At 55.5% G+C, this 20,435-nt stretch carries 16 protein-coding genes and 1 tRNA gene; 13 read left to right on the top strand and 4 right to left on the bottom strand.

Annotated elements, in window-relative coordinates:
• Window positions 1-24 precede the first annotated feature (24 nt).
• On the bottom strand, window positions 25-330 hold the full coding sequence (locus QEH57_RS14875) for a co-chaperone GroES (RefSeq protein ID WP_309007544.1): 306 nt from the start codon (window positions 328-330) through the stop codon (window positions 25-27).
• A gap of 593 nt (window positions 331-923) precedes the next feature.
• On the opposite strand from QEH57_RS14875, the gene QEH57_RS14870 reads away from it, so the two are divergent.
• Window positions 924-3,302, top strand: coding sequence for a DEAD/DEAH box helicase family protein (locus QEH57_RS14870; RefSeq protein ID WP_309007543.1), 2,379 nt, complete (start codon window positions 924-926; stop codon window positions 3,300-3,302).
• Window positions 3,303-3,445: 143 nt separating this feature from the next.
• Here QEH57_RS14870 and QEH57_RS14865 read toward each other — a convergent pair whose 3' ends face one another.
• Both QEH57_RS14865 and QEH57_RS14860 read right to left on the bottom strand, forming a co-directional pair.
• Window positions 3,446-4,252, bottom strand: coding sequence for a DUF3800 domain-containing protein (locus tag QEH57_RS14865; protein ID WP_309007542.1), 807 nt, complete (start codon window positions 4,250-4,252; stop codon window positions 3,446-3,448).
• 1,319 nt (window positions 4,253-5,571) lie between these two features.
• Window positions 5,572-7,584, bottom strand: coding sequence for an alpha-L-fucosidase (locus QEH57_RS14860; protein ID WP_309007541.1), 2,013 nt, complete (start codon window positions 7,582-7,584; stop codon window positions 5,572-5,574).
• 150 nt (window positions 7,585-7,734) lie between these two features.
• Between QEH57_RS14860 and QEH57_RS14855 the strand changes: the two genes are divergently transcribed.
• The gene (locus QEH57_RS14855) at window positions 7,735-8,922 is read left to right on the top strand and encodes a LacI family DNA-binding transcriptional regulator (protein ID WP_309007540.1); all 1,188 of its coding nucleotides are present in this window, start codon (window positions 7,735-7,737) and stop codon (window positions 8,920-8,922) included.
• A 534-nt stretch (window positions 8,923-9,456) separates the two neighbouring features.
• Here QEH57_RS14855 and QEH57_RS14850 read toward each other — a convergent pair.
• Window positions 9,457-9,546 (bottom strand) — tRNA-Ser (locus tag QEH57_RS14850).
• Window positions 9,547-9,738: 192 nt separating this feature from the next.
• Between QEH57_RS14850 and nuoB the strand changes: the two genes are divergently transcribed.
• From nuoB to QEH57_RS14795, 11 genes are all read left to right on the top strand, one after another.
• Window positions 9,739-10,254 carry an NADH-quinone oxidoreductase subunit NuoB gene (nuoB, locus tag QEH57_RS14845; RefSeq protein WP_309007539.1) on the top strand — a complete coding sequence of 172 codons (516 nt, stop codon included), beginning with the start codon at window positions 9,739-9,741 and terminating at the stop codon, window positions 10,252-10,254.
• 12 nt (window positions 10,255-10,266) lie between these two features.
• Window positions 10,267-10,887, top strand: coding sequence for an NADH-quinone oxidoreductase subunit C (locus QEH57_RS14840; protein ID WP_309007538.1), 621 nt, complete (start codon window positions 10,267-10,269; stop codon window positions 10,885-10,887).
• A 42-nt stretch (window positions 10,888-10,929) separates the two neighbouring features.
• Window positions 10,930-12,171 carry an NADH dehydrogenase (quinone) subunit D gene (gene nuoD, locus QEH57_RS14835; RefSeq protein WP_309007537.1) on the top strand — a complete coding sequence of 414 codons (1,242 nt, stop codon included), beginning with the start codon at window positions 10,930-10,932 and terminating at the stop codon, window positions 12,169-12,171.
• 99 nt (window positions 12,172-12,270) lie between these two features.
• On the top strand, window positions 12,271-12,753 hold the full coding sequence (locus QEH57_RS14830) for an NAD(P)H-dependent oxidoreductase subunit E (RefSeq protein WP_309007536.1): 483 nt from the start codon (window positions 12,271-12,273) through the stop codon (window positions 12,751-12,753).
• A 5-nt stretch (window positions 12,754-12,758) separates the two neighbouring features.
• Window positions 12,759-14,123 carry an NADH-quinone oxidoreductase subunit NuoF gene (gene nuoF / locus QEH57_RS14825; RefSeq protein WP_309007535.1) on the top strand — a complete coding sequence of 455 codons (1,365 nt, stop codon included), beginning with the start codon at window positions 12,759-12,761 and terminating at the stop codon, window positions 14,121-14,123.
• The gene (locus QEH57_RS14820; RefSeq protein WP_309007534.1) at window positions 14,116-15,816 is read left to right on the top strand and encodes a 2Fe-2S iron-sulfur cluster-binding protein; all 1,701 of its coding nucleotides are present in this window, start codon (window positions 14,116-14,118) and stop codon (window positions 15,814-15,816) included. Before nuoF ends, QEH57_RS14820 begins: the two co-directional genes overlap by 8 nt.
• Window positions 15,817-15,918: 102 nt before the next feature.
• Window positions 15,919-17,022 (top strand): complex I subunit 1 family protein, encoded by a 1,104-nt coding sequence (locus QEH57_RS14815; RefSeq protein WP_309007533.1) that lies wholly within the window; start codon window positions 15,919-15,921, stop codon window positions 17,020-17,022.
• Between the two features lie 12 nt (window positions 17,023-17,034).
• Entirely contained in the window at window positions 17,035-17,643 is a 609-nt protein-coding gene (locus QEH57_RS14810) for an NADH-quinone oxidoreductase subunit I (RefSeq protein ID WP_309007532.1), read from the top strand.
• Window positions 17,640-18,146, top strand: a complete 507-nt coding sequence (locus tag QEH57_RS14805; protein ID WP_309007531.1) for an NADH-quinone oxidoreductase subunit J — start codon at window positions 17,640-17,642, stop codon at window positions 18,144-18,146. Before QEH57_RS14810 ends, QEH57_RS14805 begins: the two co-directional genes overlap by 4 nt.
• Before the next feature lie 38 nt (window positions 18,147-18,184).
• A complete protein-coding gene (gene nuoK / locus QEH57_RS14800) occupies window positions 18,185-18,490 on the top strand; it encodes an NADH-quinone oxidoreductase subunit NuoK (protein ID WP_309007530.1) in 306 nt (101 codons plus the stop codon).
• Between the two features lie 7 nt (window positions 18,491-18,497).
• Window positions 18,498-20,369: an NADH-quinone oxidoreductase subunit L gene (locus QEH57_RS14795; RefSeq protein WP_309007529.1), complete on the top strand. Its 1,872-nt coding sequence runs from the start codon at window positions 18,498-18,500 to the stop codon at window positions 20,367-20,369.
• Window positions 20,370-20,435: the final 66 nt, after the last annotated feature.

Raw genomic sequence — 20,435 nt, 5'->3', positions numbered from 1 at the left:
GACTGGTTTCCTCCGGTGATTGGCTTATGACTCGATAATGGCGAGGATGTCGTCTTCGCGGACGAGCAGGTAGTCCTCTCCGTCGTATTTGATGTCGGTTCCCCCATACTTGCTGAGCAGCACGCGATCGCCTTCCTTGACGGGCAGGGGCGTTGTCTTGCCGTCCTCCTGCTCGCCAGGGCCGACTGCGATGACTTCGGCCTGCTGGGGCTTTTCCTTGGCGGAATCTGGGATGAAGATGCCACCCACTTGCTTTTCATCTTCCTCGACGCGGCGTACGAGAGCGCGGGCTCCGAGGGGTTTGATGTTCGGTTTTGCAACTACGGACATGTTTGTTCTCCTGTTCGGTTCTTAAGGTTTTTTCTTCGGTCCGGCTGGCGAATCGGCGGGTCTGGCGAATCTGCAGAGGCCGGATCGTTTGGGCCGGATCCTGAAATTTTGCGGGCCTGCACTCGCATAAGCCGCGCCTGAGCTTTTTGGCGACGTCGGAAAATCTGTAAGTGATTGCAGATCAGATGAATGTTGGGTGCATCTAGGGCGCTGCGAAGCTCGTTGCCTGTGCCAACTTTCGAGCCATTCTTGTGCACTTGACACAGTCCCTGTCACACTGGGCGTGACACTGGCGACACTGTGGTGCGGGGTGGGGAGCGTTGCTCCGAATAGCCTCGGAGCCTATGTGTGGAACTTTTCTAGCCGGTGGGCTGGGATCTAGCTAGAGTGTAGGTCCGTTCGAGGGGCGACGTCTGATTTTTGCTGGTTTTGGTTGGCGAAGCGCTATGGGCAGACGCTTCAGGTTGGCAAAGCCTCACCTGCTTAGGAAAACGTGAAGATCCCTCGGATCTTAACGATGCCTCTGATTATGAAAGTGCGACTTCAAATTGTCGGTTGAGTTCTGATTCCTTGTTTTTGTATTCCTTGACCAGATGGAATCCGAGCCGGGGAGTCATTTTGAAGATCTGCGGAAGCGTTTGTCAGCTCTGCAAGACGAGAGGTTGGAGATATTGTCGGAACTCCATGCGATGGAACGTGCGGGCTCGCAGAGGCAGATGGAAGCAGTCCTTGATGAGGTTCCTGTAAATCCAGAAGATAAAGTTTTGCTCTTCAAGCGGCGTTTTGCGGCACGACCGGACATCTTTCCAAGGTTTTGGGAAAATGTATCGAAAGGGACCAAGGGCTACTATCCGGTTTGCGAAACGGTTTACGAAGCGGGAGTTCGTTTGAGACCGTCAGAGTTTTACTCCCGTTTTGGTTCGTCCAAATTCTCTAGACTCGATGAAAAGGTTATCGAAGACCACTTGAGGGGGAAGCATACGATTGGCTCGTATTCGATTCGAAAGGACGATACCTGTATTTTCCTCGCAGCGGACTTTGATGGCGAAGGTTGGGAAGCGTGTGCGGTGGCTTATTCGGATTCTGCTGAAATTTTCGGGTTTCGAACTCTTATTGAGATTTCGAGATCTGGAAACGGCGCCCACGTATGGCTCTTCTTTGCAGAACCAATTCCTGCTCGACTCGCTCGAAGTTTGGGGACGGTTATTCTGGGCGAGGTGTCCAGCCGACTGTCGAAAGTCGATTTAGGGGCTTACGACCGTTTTTTCCCGAATCAAGACACAATGCCAAGGGGCGGATTTGGAAACCTGATCGGATTGCCTCTACAGTGGAGCCGAAGGAAAAGCGGCTGTACTGTTTTTGTTGATACAAATCTATTCGTTTTCGAAGATCAATGGGCGACTCTGGCTAAGACGCCATGCTATTGGGAACATCACATCCGAACCGCTTTGGAACGTTTCGTTGAAATTTCGCCAATAGAAGAATGCTCTCCGGAGGATATTGCAGTTGTTTCACTCACGGGAGGCAAGCTCGGGGGAGCGGCGGTAAAGATACCGGATTGGAGGGTTGAGTTGAGGGAGTCCCTGTTAATTCCGGAGGAGGGGTTGCCCGATGAGTTTATCGCCAAGATTATTCGACTGGCGACGTTCCCCAATCCCGAGTTTTTTGAAAAGCAGAGGATGCGCTTTCCGGTGTTTGGTATTCCTCGCTACATTGTGAGTGCAGGACGACAATCTGGTTGGATAACGATTCCGCGTGGGTGCATGGAAGCCGTTACGGAATTATTTGCGACTAGGGGGTCCCGTTTGGAGGTCGAGGATTTTCGATTAAGCGAGAAGCGAATACGTATAAGATTCGCGGGGACACTCACCAGAGTCCAGAAGAGCGCTGTCGCCGCAATTGAAGCCAATGAGTATGGTGTGCTGGTAGCTCCGCCAGGATCGGGTAAAACAGTAATGGCATGTGCATTGATTGCTCGATGGAAACTGGCAACGGTCATTCTCATCAACCGTCGCTCTCTTGCAGACCAATGGAGAGAGCGTTTGGGAGAGTTCACGACTATTTCAGAAGAGCGTTGTGGAATCTGGGGCGGGGGCAAAAGGAAGCTAAGCGGTATTGTTGATGTGGTAATGATTCAGAGTCTTGCTCGCACCGAAGACGTGGCCTCGTTCTTTCGCAACTACAGCTTGGTGGTGATCGACGAGTGTCATCATATGCCTGCTGTCAGCTTTGAAGGTGTCTTAAAGCTGTGTGCTTGCCGGCGGATATTGGGGCTCACCGCAACCCCCAGTAGGAAGGATGGTTTGGAAAACTTGCTTTTCCAGCAATGTGGTCCAGTCAGGTTCCGAATATCTGAATATTCGGATCCGAGTCTGGAAAAACGTATCCAATTTGTAGAAACGGGATTTGGGTCAGGGCTTGGAACGCATTTGGCCCTTCATGAGATTTGGGAAGAGCTCATTCAGGATGTGCGAAGAAATGAATTGCTTGTCTCCTTTGTGCGGAGACAGCTAAGGGATGGACGTAAGTGCCTTATCATCTCCGACCGCGTTTCCCATTTGGAGTCAATGGGAACCTTGCTTCGCGAGTGCACGAGGAGGATGGGTATTGTTCCTGAATTGATGACGGGAGGAAGAGGTACGAAGGCTCTGAAGGAGCAAAACGAGCGTATTCGTATGAGTCTGAGTGATGGGAAAGGAATTTGCTTGCTGGCAACTGGCTCATTTCTAGGGGAAGGGTATAATCTCCCTGAATTGGATACGCTCTTTCTGTCGATGCCCATTTCTTTCAAGGGGCGTCTCATTCAGTATGCGGGGCGTTTGCACAGAAAATGCGAAGGCAAAGGCGAAGTCAGGGTATTCGATTTCATCGATGAAAAATTGCCCATCGCGTTGAGCATGTTTCGAAAGCGTAAGCCGGCCTATAAAGAGATGGGGTACGTCGAGGTGAGGGAGTGCTCGGGAGCCTATTGAAACGCCGCTCAAGACAGCCGCCTTGACAAGGGGCTGCGTTTTTGCAGAAATCGTCTCTAGGCAAGCGCAGAAGAAGTAGAGGTCGCTCTCCTTGAGTGGCAGCCCTTTATGGGTGGGATCCTCGGTTTCTGGGGCCTACAATTTTAGAAGCTCTCGAAGTTTTCAACTTCGGGAGCTTTTTGTTTTACGGTTTCGAAGTCGTCAGGCCAGAATTTGATACCGTAACCGAAAGGATTCCCTTCATGGCGATAAACCGATCGCTTGAGGTGCTGAAGATAACTAGGTTCGCTTTCCCCATAAAGGTTTCGCTTCACCGCGAAGTGCACTCCTGATGCGACTGCATCCGCAACTTGTAGGCCGGCAAGTTTCCCGTGTTCAACGGATCTGATCCTTGTAGGATCAACTACTGTTTTTTCGATCTGCACCTGGGCTAGGCCGGGGTCGCTTTGCTCTAGCAGAACACGCAGGTAGTCTTTGATTTCTTCGTAAGACATGATGCTTCTGTTCGAAAAAATGATATCAGCAGAGCCGTTCCCCTCGTCTTTTTTCCGATGATCTCGACAAAGCCAGGATGTCCTTTCGAGAAGTAGGCGGGTTGCATAGCGATACAGTAGGAATTTGTGATTCTGGAATTTTTCGGGTTCTTTGATCGAAGGCTTATGGATCAGTACACTGACCGTTCTTATAGGCAGTTTTCCAACACGCTTGATGTAGGGTACCCTCTGCTCGTGCTTCAGATCGACGAAATGGAGTGGTGTTTTGGGCTTCTTCCTTAGCACTTCTCTCGTTTCCTTAAGGCATTCTACCATCTTGAGGTCATTCGATTTTCGAATGACTGTAGCTGATAAGACGAACCAGCGTGAGCTCCCTGAGCCATCGTTACGGAATACGAATCCTTCATCGCCGGATTCATCTACGTAGACAACAAAGCTGGGCTGCTTCTCGCTCATGAAAGCCCAACTTCGCCAATCTCGGGAAGTTGTTCAATGAGATAAGCGGGATAACCAAACTTCCCCGCTTACTCTATCTCGATGGCAATTAGCGAATTAGGGCGCTTATCGAGGAATGTGGCTCTCGGGAAGCGCGAACACGTGCGTGTTGGAACTCAGATTCCTCTTGCTGTAAAGCATGTCTACTCGTGTCTCTTCGAAGTAAGTTAAAGTACCGAGGAGAGAGGGATTGGTTGAGCGTTGCTCAAGTCCTTTGGACCCGCCCTTGGCGTCCCATCTCCGGTCGCTGCGCTTCCTTCGTCGAACCCTCGGATCGGGTTCTTCATCCCGCTATCTCGTTATTCGACTCTGCGCGTTGAGTGGCGGAGAGTACCGAGGAGCGAAGTGACGACATGTTTCCTCCCTTTGGTCCTCAAGTGTCAGCCTTCGGCTTCGGTACGAGGAGTGCGCGACGGGACAAGGGATTGGCTCACTTCGTGCGGAGCTTCGCTCTAATGCATCGCATCCCCGTTCCGCTTCGTTGAGAGGGAGCCCTTGGGTTTGAATTGCTCTCCTTGTGAGCTCTCTCGGCCAACTTTCTTTGTCCGCGGAGGGGGCGGCGCGGCAGGATGCATTGAGCGCTCGTTGTGTTGCAGCCGGCGCCATCGGAATGCACTCCATCATTAATGTGCGCATTTTGTTCGGAAGCGTCCGTCCTAGTGCGTCTTTCTTTCGGCGACCATGATCTGCTACGGTACGTGGATGGCTAAGGTGTTGTTTTCCCGAGGACGTCGAGATGGTCGCTGTCTAGATCGTTCCGGAGGAGGTGAAGGAGAGTCCGGAATCCTGCGAACGCTTCGGCGAGGAGAAGATGGGAGATCGGCATCGTGCCAATGTAACCGATACGCCGCCTGATCGTCCGGACCAGGTTCAATCCCAAGGGCGCTATCGACGCGGTCCCTTGCCTCGCGACTCTTCCCGGGCGTGAGCTTGCGTCGTTTTTGTGCGATCGCGGACGAGGGCCTCCTTGGTTTTGGCGGGCGCTCGTATGTCGTGTCGCATCGCCGGGAGTTGGGTTTCTGGAAGGATGTCGGCGAAGGCTTGAGGGCTAAGCTCAGGGTTTTGAGCTGGTCCCCCGAAGGCTAGCGGTAGGGCTAGTTCGGGGGAGCAGGTAATTGTTGGGCGATGTTATTCGTCGTAATCGTACAATTTCAAACACTGGGAAGCTCGGCTGCTGCGTGCAGAAGGAACTGCAGCGGATCGATTCGCCCTGCTGGGTAGTAACCGTGATATCGCGTGTTTGCTTGAAGTGTCGGTGGTGATAACGAGGAGATGTGGCCCTAATTGGATAGTAGCGTGACCGATTTCAGGTTTATGGGGTTCCATGCTTTAGAAGCGGGCGCTAGATGAATTGAAACATCCCCGGCTTTCTCAATCTCAATGATTCCTGCTTCGACTTCTTTATACGTATCATAGTCACCGCTTGCGGGTATTTCTGAGTTTATCGATTGATCTCCAATGGAAATCTTAAGGGCGCTTTCCTGCTCTGATGCGGAAGATAGAATAATGCGGTATGTGCCGGGAGAATTTACTACGAAATCCCAATCAATGGTCGCGCGAGTATTCGTCCAATGATCGATGCAATCATTCTCTTTGTTGTAGGCGAGGTGAGAGCCGATGACGTTGTTAATGATCGCCTTCTGGGCAGGTAGGAAGATTGAGCCGTCCGCTTCCTGGATTGTTTTGTCGGCATCGCTGACTTTGGGGGCGCCGCTAAGCTTCAAAACAACAACCGAACTCATCGCATCGGGAGCTTCGCCTGTGAGCGCTATCGTAATCCCTCGCTCGTCAAGCGTGGTTTGGAATCTCTGATTTTCATCTGCCAGCAGATGGCAAGCCTGGACCTTGTTAGTCACTGGGAGAAATAATTCCCCGCTTTTTGGCCAGTCAAAAACGTTTAGATATAAGGTCGTGCTTCCATTTTCCACACGAGTCGTAACACGCCCCCACGCAGGAGTTCTGCAAGGACTGGCGGTAGTCCCGTAGACAGATTCACCGTTTGCTTTCATCCATTGCCCGATTGCCTTTAGTCGCTCTATGCTCGGCTCCGGTATAAGGCCTTCTGCTGTCGGCCCCACGTTGAGCAGGTAATTTCCTCCCTTGCTCGCGATATCAACAAGGTTGTGGACTAGAGTTTTGGTAGACTTCCAATTGTGGTCATAGCTCTTGTATCCCCACGTCTTGTTCATGGTCATGCACGACTCCCAGTCGCCTGGAAGCCCGGTGCCTGGGATGTGTTGTTCCGGTGTGCTTATGTCGCCTTTGTAATCCCCGCCTAGGCGGTTGTTGTGAATGATTCCCGGGCGAAGCTTAAGAAGTGGCAAGAGCTGTTCCGCGCGTCTTTTGTTCATGCCGCGAGGGGTGTCCCACCACAAAACGGCAGGTTTATACTGTGTGAGTATTTCTTCTACCTGAGGGACCGCTATGTTTTTGATATAGTCATCCATGTCGTGGTCCTGCGCAGGATCCCAATTGCCGCCCCTCGCGGAACCTCCTTGGATCCAGTCCTGGGCTTGGGAATAATATAATCCTAATTTCATTCCGTGTTTTTCGCATGCTTCCGCTAAGGGGGCTATCAAATCCTTACCATATGGGGATGCGTCGACAACATCCCACTCTGATACCTTGGAGTCAAACAATGCAAAGCCATCGTGATGCTTGGAGGTAATGACAATGTATTTCATTCCGGCCTCTTTTGCCAATTGAACCCAGGCGTCCGCGTCGTATTTGATTGGGTTGAATTGTTTGGCAAACGCTTGGTATTCGGTCACGGGGATTTTGGCCTTGTTCATGATCCATTCTCCTATGCCGGAAACTTGTTCCCCCTTGTAGGTGCCAGCCGGGACGGCATATACCCCCCAATGAATGAATAGGCCAAACCTCGCTTCGCGGAACCATGCCATACGTGCGTCACGTTCAGCGATCGTTTCATTCGCGTAGGGATCAACTGGCTGGTTTTCGTTTTGAGCAAACAGGTTGCTGATTATTACAAGACCTAATACGTAGGTAAGGATTGTTCGCCTTGGGTTTAGATTTATCATGGTAAATTGCTTGGTCGTGTATTCTCCTTTGATCGGAGTTGAGTAAAGCGCTCGCAGGGTCGTTAGATTTCCATTAGGGGTGCCTTCAGCGAGTATTCGGCTTCCACGGTATGGGTTCCCCGGAGTTGCCATCTCCGATGTCCACTTGCCGACGAGGCTGGGGGAGATGTGCGTTTTCGCTTCGCTTAATGTCGCGAGCGTCGTGCAGGCGGTCCACTCGAGTATGGCGCGGGTTGCGTGTTTTGAATTCATATTCCCTGCCTTTTTCCTCTTGTTCTCGGAGTTGGGGCGTAGGCTTGTCTGGGGGTTAGCATATGGTTTGTCGCCTGGGCTTGTGGCTATTTGGGTTGAGGCATTTCGTTTGGGGGGAGGAGGCGGTGAAAAATGGGAAATTGAGAGCCCTTGGAGTGTCTTTGGGGGATATCAACCAGAGATAATTGCTTGCCGCCTGCGACATCCAGTGCGACAATCCGCACCAAGTTGCGTGAATCCAGTTTCCTAGGTGAAGAGTCCGGAGCCGGATCCCGCATAAATGCTAAGGGTTTGAACAGAAATCGACGAGTTACGCTTCGGGATATCGCACGGGAGGTAGGGGTCTCGCATACGACAATCTCTAGAGCGTTGAGGAATAGCCCCGAGGTTTCAGAGGGCATGAAGGATCGGATCAGGCGTAAGTCCGAGGAAATGGGCTATGTTCCCGATCCATTGCTTTCGGCTCTTTCCCATTACCGTTTGACGAGCAAAGAGAAGCCCGCTCAGTCGGTTCTCGCTTGGCTCAATCCTTGGAGTAGTCCGAAAAGGATGCGAGAGATTGGAGAGTTTCGGCTTTACTGGGAGGGAGCCAAGGAAGCGGCGGAAAGGCTGGGCTTCATTCTCGAGGAGTTTTGTACAGCCGAGGTTCCGCTTAAGAGGCTTGGTCAAGTTTTTAAGGCTCGGAACATTCAGGGGGTGTTGATCGGGCCTGACCATGATCTTAGCTTAGACGGCGCCACGACCGACCTCATTGAGGTTGATTGGAAGGATTTTGCGGTGGTACGTTTTGGTCGATCGAAAGCGTACCCATCCGTTCATTTCGTGACGAGCGCGCAAGCTTCCAATACATCGAAATCTTTCGAAGTGATTAGCGAAAGGGGGTATCGTCGCATTGGTTTCGTCGGCCTTCTTCTCTCGATGCGCATATTTTGTTCGGGGTATTATATGGCCCAGCAGGACACGCCAAAGAATCGCCGTTTGCCCCCGCTTTACTTTCAGGAAGGCGAGTCGGTTGTAGAGCGACAGGACCGCCTTGCTGTTTGGGTCAGCAATACGAAGCCCGATGCGATCATTACGGATCGAGATGACTTGCCCCGTATGTTGGCTGATCTGGGGTATCGAATCCCTGAAGACATCGCTCTAGCGACTACCAGTGTTCACGATACTCCGATCGACGCTGGGATTGACCAGAACCCAAAAGAAATCGGCCGCACTGCGATTCGGACTCTTGTTGGTCTTATCGGCGAACAAAACTTTGGCATACCCCAAAACCGCACCGAGATTCTAATCGAGGGAACCTGGGTGGATGGCTCAATGCTTCCGAGCAGAAGCCAATGAATCTCGAGTGGGAGCCAAGTTTGCTTCAATGGATCGAGTGAATCGTATCGGTTTCTCAGCATAACCACAAAAACCGCATTCCGCGGGCGTTTACGTGGCGGAGGCAGGGATTGGTTGAGCGTTGCTCAAGTCCTGTGGACCCGCCCGTGGCGTCCCATCTCCGGTCGCTGCGCTTCCATCGTCGAACCCTCGGATCGGGTTCTTCCTCCCGCTATCTCGCTGTTCGACGCTGCGCGTCGAGTGGCGGAGAGTACCGAGGAGCGAAGTGACGACATGTTTCCTCCCTTTGGTCCTCAAGTGTCAGCCTTCGGCTTCGGTACGAGGAGCTCTGCCGACGAGACAAGGGAGTATCCCTCGAACGGAGCCGCTTTTGCCTGGGGCAAAAGTGGCGGAGAGAGAGGGATTGGTTGAGCGTTGCTCAAGTCCTGTGGACCCGCCCGTGGCGTCCCATCTCCGGTCGCTGCGCTTCCTTCGTCGAACCCTCAGATCGGGTTCTTCATCCCGCTATCTCGCTGTTCGACTCTGCGCGTCGAGTGGCGGAGAGAGAGGGATTCGAACCCTCGGTACGGTTACCCGTACACGCACTTTCCAGGCGCGCGCCTTCGACCACTCAGCCATCTCTCCTTGGTCACTCTTTCCTGGGGCTCCGGGGAGCTCCTGGAAAAGAACGGCCAAATAAGGCGATTCGGATTCGCTCGGTCAATGACTTTTCTCAAAAAATAAACGCGAGGGCGAATCCATCTGGTTTCGGGCAAATCCCGCTTGCATGTTACCTAGGGCGACGTAGGTTCGGGCGTTTGAAGCTTTCTGAGAAAAATGGTCTCTTCTAACGCAGACATAGGTTACAACAGCAAGGTCGAGGGGGGCGTGATCGTCTCCAAGGCGGACGCTGTCATTAACTGGATTCGCACCCACTCGCTTTGGCCGATGCCGATGGGGCTGGCGTGCTGCGCGATCGAGCTCATGGCCTCCGGGGCTTCGAAGTTCGATATCTCGCGCTTCGGCGCCGAGGTGATGCGCTTTTCGCCGCGCCAGTCGGACGTGATGATCGTCGCTGGCACCGTCACTTACAAGATGGCGCCTATCGTGCGCCGCATCTACGACCAGATGGCGGAGCCGAAATGGGTGATCGCCATGGGGGCCTGCGCCTCTTCGGGCGGCATGTACCGCTCCTACGCGACGCTGCAGGGAGTGGACCGCATCGTGCCGGTGGACGTTTATGTGAGCGGCTGCCCGCCGCGGCCGGAAGCGTTGCTGGACGCCCTTATAAAGCTGCAGGACAAGGTGCGTACGGAGACGTCGGCCAAGGACCTCCTCAAAATTAAATCCTGATCTGCTCGCACGATGATTGCTCAAGATCTACTCGCCGCCCTGCAAGGAGTTAACTCCGAAGTCGCAGAGCGCGAATCTGCCGATTGGCCCTCTTTCAACTGCCCGATCGACTCGTTGGTCGATGTGCTCAAGGCCCTGCGCGACAACCATGGCTACGACATGCTGGTCGACGCTACGGGCATCGACAACGGAGTGGAGGCGAGCCCGCGCTTCACGGTGGTGTACCACCTCTTGTCCACTAGCAACCATGTCTACATCCGCGTGGCTGCCGACTGCTTGGACAGCGAAAATCCGGTGGCGCCGTCGGCGGTGTCGCTTTGGCCGGCGGCCGACTGGCACGAGCGCGAGGCCTACGACATGTTTGGCATCAAGTACGAGAACCACCCGGACCTGCGTCGCATCTTGATGTGGGACAGCTACCCGTACCATCCTTTGCGCAAGGATTTTCCTCTGGCCGGACACGAGGAAGACTTGTGGGACGAGGAGATCCGCGAGGAGACTGGCACCAAGGTGATCCCCGCTCCCATGGCGGGAGGGCCGTTCGTGTCTAGCAGCTCTAGCTTCGAGGCGGATAAGGAGCCTCGAGCCAAGGACGAGAGCTGGAGCGAGGAAAAGGAGAAGCCGGACGCCTAGGCGGCCCGCTGCAATTGCCACATATCGAAACGAATTTAGCCAATGGCGACCGAATCTAAAGAATACACCATGCCGGACGCGGGAGCGCGGGCGGCGCAAGCTTCGGAAGAGTTCGAGACTGAGAAGCTCGAGCTTAGCATGGGCCCATCCCACCCGTCCACACACGGGGTTTTGCGCCTCAATCTCGAGCTCGACGGGGAGATCATCCAGAAGTGCGACCCGGTGCTGGGTTACCTGCACCGCGGCGACGAGAAGATTGCCGAGAACATGACCTACAACCAGTTCGTGCCCTACACGGACCGGTTGGACTACCTCGCCCCGCTGGCCAACAACGCGATCTACGCGATGGCGGTGGAGAAGCTGACGGGCATCGAGGTGCCGGAGCGCTGCCAGGCCATTCGGGTGCTGACCAGCGAGATGGCGCGCATCTCGGCTCACCTCCTGGGCTTGGGCGCCTACACGATGGACGTGGGGGCCTTGACGGTGTTCATGATCACTTTTACCGAGCGCGAGAAGCTGTACACGCTTTTCGAGGAGCTGACGGGGGCCCGCTTCACCACGAGCTACAGCCGCATCGGCGGGGTGACCCGCGACATGCCTGAGGGCTGGACGGACCGGGTTTTGACTTTCTGCGAGGAATTTCTGCCTCTGCTCGACGACGTGGAGAGCCTGCTTTCCCGCAACCGCGTGTTCGTGGACCGTACCGCGGACATCGGCGTGATCAGCAAGGAAGACGCCATCGCCTACGGCTTGACCGGACCGAACGCCCGAGCCTCGGGTGTGGACTTGGACTTGCGCCGCGACGCTCCTTACTCCGGCTACGAGAAGTACGACTTCGAAGTGGTGCTGGGCGAGAACGGGGATTGCTACGACCGTTACTTGGTACGCATGGAAGAGATGCGGCAGAGCGTTCGCATCATCCGCCAGGCGATCGATAAGATGCCGGAAGGGCCTTACCGGGCGGAGGACGCGAAGAAGATCATCCTGCCGCACAAGGACAAGACGCTCACTTCCATGGAGGAGCTCATCCAGAACTTCATGATCACTACCGAGGGGCCGCAGATCCCGGCGGGTGAGGTGTATTTCGAAGGCGAAGCTCCGAAGGGGGCGCTTGGGTTCTTCATCCACTCGAAGGGTGGGGGAGTGCCGTACCGCATGAAGATCCGCGGGCCTTCCTTCTGTAATTTGAGCATCCTGCCAAAGCTTTGCGTTGGCTCCATGGTTTCGGACATCCCGTCCATCCTCGGCAGCTTCGACTTCGTCATGGGGGAATGCGATCGGTAGAAAAGGGCGAATGGTGAAGAGCGAAGGGTGAGTCGGAGCCTGTATCCGATAAGCAATTACCTCAATAAGATCATCCCTCAGAATTCATACTTTTAAAAAATGGACTTAAAGCCAGAGACGCTAGCTGAGATCGAAGCTGCGATTCCGAAGTATCCGGAAGCGCAGAGCGCGGTCATGCCCTTGTTGCACGCGATCCAAAAGGATCAGGGGTTCATCTCTAACGAAGCCGCGGAATGGGTGGCTGAGAAGCTCGGTATCGCGCCGATCAACGTTTTGTCGGTGGTCACCTTTTACCCGTTCTTCCGCCAGCACAAGATCGGCAAGCGTCACATCCGCGTGTGCCGTACGCTTTCGTGCGCCATGGCGGGCGGTTCCAAGGTTTGCGACAAGATGCTTGCGGAATTCGAGACCGAGCTCAACCAGGTGTCTCCTGGCGGCGAGGTAACGGTGGAATTCGCCGAATGCCTAGCGAGCTGCGGCAGCGCGCCGGTGATGCTGGTCGACGAGGACCTGCACGAGAACCTGACCGTGGAGAAGGCTAAGGAAATTTGCGACAAGATCAAAGCGGAGGCGAAATCGTAGTTAAGATGGCAATACATCCCAAAGAGCAGCGCCTCGTCCTCAAGTACGCCGACGAACCCGGCTACACGCCGCATATCGACAGCTACCTAGCCCATGGCGGCTACGACATGCTGAAGAAGGCGGTCACCATGGAGCCGCAGGCGATCATCGACGAGGTGAAGGCGTCTACCTTGCGCGGTCGCGGCGGAGCGGGATTCCCCTGCGGTTTGAAGTGGAGCTTCGTCGACCGTAAGTCCGGCAAGCCGATCTACCTGATCTGCAACTGCGACGAATCCGAACCCGGCACCTTCAAGGATCGCCAGATCGTGCACAAGGATCCGCATCAGCTGATCGAAGGCATGATGATCTCTTGTTTCGCCAACAACGTAGCCAAGGCATTCATCTACATCCGCGAAGAGATGCCGTACGGAGCTAAGATCCTCGACCAAGCGATCTTGGAAGCGAAGGAAAAGGGATTTGTCGGAGATAATGTATTGGGATCTGGATACAGCTGCGATATCGTAGTGCACCGCGGCGCGGCAGCCTATATTTGCGGCGAGGAAACCGGTCTCATCGAATCCCTCGAAGGCAAGCGGGCCAACCCGCGTATCAAACCGCCTTACTTCCCGGCCGTGCTCGGCCTCTACAATTGCCCCACCATCGTCAACAACGTGGAAACCCTGTGCAACGCGGTCCATATCTTGGACCTGGGCGCGGAAGGGTTTAAGAAGATTGGCCGTCCCAACAACGCGGGTACGCGCATCTGGTGCGTGTCCGGCGGCGTCCAGCGTCCCGGCTACTACGAAGTGGGCGAGATGACCTTGGGCGAGCTGGTCTACGACGTTTGCGGCGGCCCTCTTCCCGGTCGCAGCATCAAGGCGATCATCCCGGGCGGCTCTTCCATGAAGATCCTCAAGAACGGCGAGCGCTACAAGGGCAAGAACCCCGACGGCAGCGAGTACGATTGGGGGCTGGAAGACATTCCTTTGGACTACGACGGCATAGCCGCGGCGGGCTCCATGTCCGGTTCCGGCGGCATGATGGTGCTCGACGACACGGTATCCATCCCGGCGGCCTTGGCCAACCTGATGGCATTCTACTCCCACGAATCATGCGGCCAGTGCACTCCGTGCCGCGAAGGTTCGCTTTGGTTGAAGAAGATTACCTCGCGCATGGTGCACGGCCAGGCGCGTCCCGAAGACGTAGACCTGATGCTCGACGTAGCGGGCCAGATCGCAGGCCGTACCATTTGCGCTTTCGGTTTTGCGGTGGCGTGGCCGGTACAGAGCTACATTGCCAAGTTTGAAGACGAATTTAGAGAATATGCGGCGCACCTCAGCGATCCCAATGCTGACCGCCAAGCCATAAAGGAACTCGCGTGTAATGGCTGAGGAAAAGAAAGATAACCTGATAACGGTCAATATTGACGGACAAGACCTGCAGGTGCCTCCGGGTACCAACATGGTCGAGGCTGTCAAAATGCTCGGCAAGGAGGTTCCGCATTACTGCTACCATCCGAAGCTCTCAATCGCGGGCAACTGCCGCATGTGTCTCGTGGAGATGGGCATGCCCGGCAAGGACCGCGCCACCGGCGAGCCGATGCTCAACGAGGACGGCACGCCTAAGATCATGTGGATGCCCGGTCCGGCCATCGCTTGCGGCACCAATGCGGCTCCCGGCATGCACATCAAGACCAACTCGCAGAAGGCCATCGAGTCGCGCGAGTCGGTTACGGAGTTCTTGCTGATCAACCACCCGCTCGATTGTCCGATCTGCGACCAGGCGGGCGAGTGCAAGCTGCAGGAGTTTTCCGCGTCGCACGGACGTGGATACAGCCGTTTCGTTGAAGAGAAGAACGTGAAGCCCAAGCGTACGCGTCTGGGGCCGAGGGTGACGCTCGACGACGAGCGTTGCATTCTCTGCTCGCGCTGTATCCGCTTCTCGCAAGAAGTGGCCAAGGACGACGTGCTCGGCTTCACCGATCGCGGCAGCTACTCGACCTTGACCTGCTTCCCCGGCAAGGAGCTGGCTAACAACTACTCTCTTAATACAGTCGATATCTGCCCGGTGGGAGCGCTGACCAGCACGGACTTCCGGTTCAAGATGCGCGTCTGGTTCCTCAAGGAAACCAAGAGCATCGATTTCGAGTCCAGCGTTGGCTGCAACACGGTGGTTTCCTCCCGCGAGGGCAAGGTCTACCGCGTGACGCCGCGTCGCAACGACGAGGTGAACGATACCTGGATGCCGGACTCCGGCCGCGAGCTTTACAAGCAGATCGAAGCGGAGGACCGCCTCTCGTACTCGACCGTCAACGGCGTGGGCACGTCCGCAGTGGAAGCGCTCAAGGCGGCAGCCGAACTCCTGAAAGGGGAGGGCGTTGCCATCGTCGCTTCCGGGCGCAACACGGTGGAAGAGCAGTTCGTGCTCAAGCAGATCGCCGATCAAGTAAATGCGAAAGGCGTGTATTTGGTCGCTCGATACGGCGAAGACGACGGAATTCTCATCTCCAAGGATCGCAATCCGAACGTACGCGGGGCACTGGCGACGGGCTTGATTTCCGATCTTCCGGCAGAGCAGCTTTCGGTGCTCGGTTCCCAAATCGACAGCGGCGAAGTTAAGACCGTTCTAGCTGCGAAGGAAGACTTGGTGGCGGCGGGCCTTAGCGAAGAGCAGCTCAAGAAGTTGAAGCTCGTGGCCATCGATACGCATGCTACTGCCACGACTCGGAATGCGGACGTGGCGATCGCCGGTCTGACCCAATTCGAAAAGTCCGGCACCTTGATCAACCAGCAGTTCCGTATCCAGAAATTCCATAAGGCGATTCCAGGGCCGGTCGGTTCTATCGACGACCTTGCTGCCTTGTCGGCGATCCAAGCCAGCCTCTCCGGCGAGACCTATCCATCGGTCGTGGGCACTGTATGGGAAAAGATCGCGGCGGAAGGAAGTATCTTCGAGGGGCTTAGCTTCAAGGGCATCGCCGATACCGGCGTATTGCTCGATGGTTCGGCATTTTCCGGACTGGCCTTCGTCGAAGGCAAGTCGCTCCACTTTGAACCTCAAGTTGTGGAGGTAGCGAAGGGATGAATACACGATTTAAGGTAGCGCGGAGTTTCAGCCCGCGTGTTCAATGCAAGATCAACTCTCTGCGGTCGCAGGCCAAGGCTTCGCGCTCCTCCTTCTAGCGTCATGGAACTTACTGATATAGCAATCAAGTCGATCTACGCGATTGTCGTAGTGAGCGTGCTGATGGGATTTTGCTCCTACGCCGTTCTCGCGGAGCGTAAGATTTCCAGCTGGATTCAGGGCCGTGTTGGTCCGAACCGGACCACGCTTCCGATCATCGGATCGATTCCCTACGTCGGCCGTTTCCTGACTCGCCTCGGCGTCTTCCAGCCAGCGGCGGACGGTTTGAAGTTTCTCTTCAAGGAAGACGTAACGCCGGCGCACGTTAACAAGCTCTACTTCACGCTCGCTCCGGTTCTATCCTTGGTTCCGGCCCTGACTACTGTGGTGGTGGTGCCGTTTGGCTATTTCGAGAACGCGGCGGGCGAGGTGGTGAACCTGGTTCTCGCTGACCTCAACGTGGCGATCCTCTTCCTCTTCGCGATTTCTTCGCTGGGCGTCTATGGGGTGGTGCTTGCCGGTTGGGCTTCCAATTCGAAGTATCCATTTCTTGGAGGCATTCGCGCTTCCGCTCAGATGATTTCCTACGAGCTGGCGATGGGTATCTCGGTTTTGCCCGTATTCATGTGGCTGAACGCTCCCGGGACGGATGGTACTTTGAGCCTCGTCGACGTGGTCAACGCTCAAGGCGGGGCCCTTTGGAATGCGATGTGGATGCCCGGATCCTTCCTGATCTTCGTGGTCTGCATTTTTGCCGAGACCAACCGTTTGCCATTCGACATGGCGGAGTCCGAGACGGAGCTGGTGAGCGGCTTCCATACTGAGTACAGTTCTTTCAAGTTCGGTCTCTTTTTCGTGGGCGAATACGCTCACATGCTGGTCGGATCCGCGGTCGTCGCGGTTCTCTTCCTCGGTGGCTGGCATCCGCTGCCCTTCATGACCTGGGCGGATTTCGGCGTCCACGGTTGGCTTGCGGGCGTGCTTTCGGTCGGTACCATGATCGGCAAGCTCTGCGGCTTCATGTTCTTCTTCATGTGGATTCGCTGGACGCTTCCACGTTTTCGCTACGACCAAGTCATGCGCATCGGTTGGCAAATGCTTTTGCCGCTCTCGATCGCCAACCTGATCGTGTACACCTTTGTCATCTACTTTTTGGAGAGACCTTAACCCACACGAGCCATGGCTATCGTCGTTAAGAGAAAACCCCTTACTTTTTTAGAAAAGCTCTACATTCCTGAGATCGTACGCGGTCTCACGGTTACCTTCCGCCGCATGTTCTTCGGCGAAACCGTAACCTTGGAATACCCAGAACAGCGTCCGCCCATTCCGGCCGGCTACCGTGGAGTGCCTACCCTCGTTCGCGATCCGGAAGGCCGCGAGAAGTGCGTGTCCTGCCAGCTGTGCGAATTCGTTTGCCCGCCCAAGGCGATCCGCATCACTCCGGGCGAGATCCCCGAGGACAGCGATTACGCGCACGTCGAGAAGGCTCCCAAGGAGTTCGATATCGACATGCTTCGCTGCATCTACTGCGGCATGTGCCAGGAGGTTTGTCCGGAAGAGGCGATCTGGCTGCAGAACCAGTATTCGATGTCTGGCTACACGCGCGCCGAGATGGTGAACAACAAGGCGAAGCTTTACGAACTCGGCGGCACGCTGCCCGACGATCACTTCAAGTGGAACAAGAAAAAGGAAGCGGCTAAGAACGGCGGCGGACATGGACACGCCATGCCTCCAGCCGATATGCCCCGAAGCGAAAACCCAGAAGTTCCGCCCGTTTTTCCAAAATGACTGACCTGTTTTTCTACCTTTTCGCAACCCTTACGCTCGGTTGCGCTTTTGGCGTTGTTTTCAGCAAGAATCCCGTGAACGCGGCGATGTTCCTGATCATGACCTTCCTCGGCATGGCGTCGCTCTTCGTGTTGCTGGAAGCCTACTTCCTGGCAGTGATCCAGATCCTGGTCTACGCCGGCGCGGTCGTGGTGCTCTTCCTCTTCATCATCATGCTTCTCGACGTGAAGGAGGAAAACAAGCACCGCGTGAAGCCGCTCACTTGGGTGGCCAGCTTGATCGGGTTCGCGCTGCTTATTCTAGGAGTCGTGGCGATCACCTCCAGCGATAACATCAAGGCCACGAGCGAGTCGCTTCCGGAAGCGGCTGGGGCTTCGCTCAAGAACTTCGGCTACGAGCTCTTCACGACTTACCAGTTGCCCATGCAGGTGACGGGTTTCCTCCTGCTTATCGCGATGATTGGCGTCATCGTTTTGAGCAAGAAGGTGAAGACCGATTCCTAACTCTCCATTTCCATTAATACTTACACTTCAATTCGCAGATGACCGTCGGACTTGAACAATACATTGCGGTGAGCGCCGCGCTTTTCGCCATCGGTTTCTTTGGCGTCCTGCGCCGCAAGAACACGCTCGTCATCTACATGTGCCTCGAGCTCATGCTCAACGCCTGCAACCTTGGCCTGATCGCCTTCTCCCGCTACCACGGCGGCATGAGCGGCTCGGTTTTCGTATTTTTCACCATTACGGTGGCGGCCGCGGAAGTGGCGGTCGGTCTCGCGATCATCGTGGCCCTGTTCCGCAAGCGGCAGACCGTGCAGGTGCCTGACCTCAACGCCCTGAAGAACTAGCTTACCGATGAATCCTCAACTATTCGCATACGCTCTTCTTGCGTTTCCATTGATTTCCGCGGCAGCGATCGCTTTTGGCATGCGTCGCAACGGAGCCTTGGCCTCAGGCGTATCCGTCGGGGCGGCGGCTTTGATCCTCGCAACTGCGGGACACATCATCTTTCGCCTCGAGAACTTCGAGTTCTCCTCGAACTGGATACAGCTGGGACCGCTCTCTCTCGACTTCGGTTTCTTGGTCGACGACCTCGCCAAGCTGATGCTCTTCGTCGTCGCCTTCGTCGGTTTCCTTGTTCACGTATTCAGCCTTGGATACATGAAGGAAGATCCGAACAAGGCTCGCTTCTTCGGCGGACTGTCGATCTTCATGTTTTCCATGCTCGGCCTCGTGATGGCCAATAGCTTGGTAACGCTTTTCATCTTTTGGGAGCTCGTCGGCTTTAGCTCCTACATGTTGATCGGATTCTACTTGGACAAGCCAAGCGCCGCCGCAGCTTCCAAGAAGGCCTTCATCGCCAACCGCGTGGGCGACTTCGGTTTCCTCATCGGCATAGCGATGGCGATCGGCCTCTTCGGCACGGTTAGCCTGACCGAGATGCGCGAGCTGGTGGTTTCCGGCGAAGTGGTCGTCGGTACGGCCGCTCTGGGCCTGCTTCTCTTCTGCGGCACGGTGGGCAAGTCCGGCCAGATCCCGCTGCACGTCTGGCTTCCGGACGCGATGGAAGGTCCGACTCCGGTATCCGCTTTGATCCACGCCGCGACCATGGTTGCGGCAGGCGTTTTCCTCCTCTGCCGCACGGGATTCCTCATGACAGCCGATGCGCTGAACGTGATCATGTGGGTGGGGGTCGCCACTGCGATTTACGCCGGTTTGACCGCGATCGCCCAGCGCGACATCAAGAAGATCTTGGCCTACTCCACGGTTTCCCAGCTCGGCTACATGGTGGCCGCTTTCGGTCTCGGCAGCTTGGTCGCTCTCAAGGACAACCCCGGCGACGCGGCCAGCGCGGTGGTCACTGGCGGGGTCGCGGCAGCGATGTTCCACTTGACCACGCACGCCTTTTTCAAGGCGCTGCTCTTCCTCGGATCCGGTTCCATCATCCACGCCTGCCACCACGAGCAGGACATCTTCAAGATGGGCGGTTTGATGAAGAAGATGCCGGTCACCTTCGCGTGCTTCACGCTCGGCTTGGCGGCGCTGGTAGGTACGCCTTATCTCTCCGGCTATTTCTCGAAGGACGCGATCCTCGCTCTCGCGGTTGAGGAAAACATGACGGTTTTCTACCTCTTGGTTTTCGGCGCGTTCCTTACGACCTTTTATATGGTTCGCCTTTGGAAGATCGTCTTCTTGGGAAAAGCGAACTCGGAGAACGCCAAACATGCGCACGAGAATGGCTTGGTAATGACCGTTCCTTTGATGCTTCTGGCCGCTTTGGCGGTGCTCGGTGGATACGCTGGCATCTATCCTGAAGCGATGGCGCCGCTCGTGGACATGGGCGATGCGATTGCGCATGGCGAACACCATGGAACTGTAATGGTGCATGGAATCGGCGCTTGGATCGTCGGTCTTGCTCTCGCCTGGGTCGTCTATGGGGCGGGCGCGAAGGAAGATCGTTTCGGCGGTCCGGCCTACGCGGTGCTGCAGAAGAAGTTCTTCTTCGACGAGGTGTACGATTTCTATATCGCCAAGATCCAGCAGCGCGTGGCCTTGACCCTTCACTTCTTCGAGCAGATCGCTCTGTCCGGTTTGATCATTCGCGGAGCGGCAGGGGTGGCAGGCTTGATCGGTATCGGGCTCAAGAGCCTGCACGTCGGCAGCCTTCACCAATACGTTTACTGGTTTATCGCCGGTCTCGCCATCTTCTGGTTCATCGCGGGCTAAGTGCGTAAACCAGTTGTATCAGTTTTTAACCACAGATGACTCAGATATCACAGATCTCAAAGGTAG

This window comes from Pelagicoccus sp. SDUM812005, assembly GCF_031127875.1.
Classification (GTDB): Bacteria; Verrucomicrobiota; Verrucomicrobiia; order Opitutales; family Opitutaceae; genus Pelagicoccus.
Note: the sequence above shows the minus strand (reverse complement) of the source record. Positions and strands in the feature narration are given on the sequence as shown.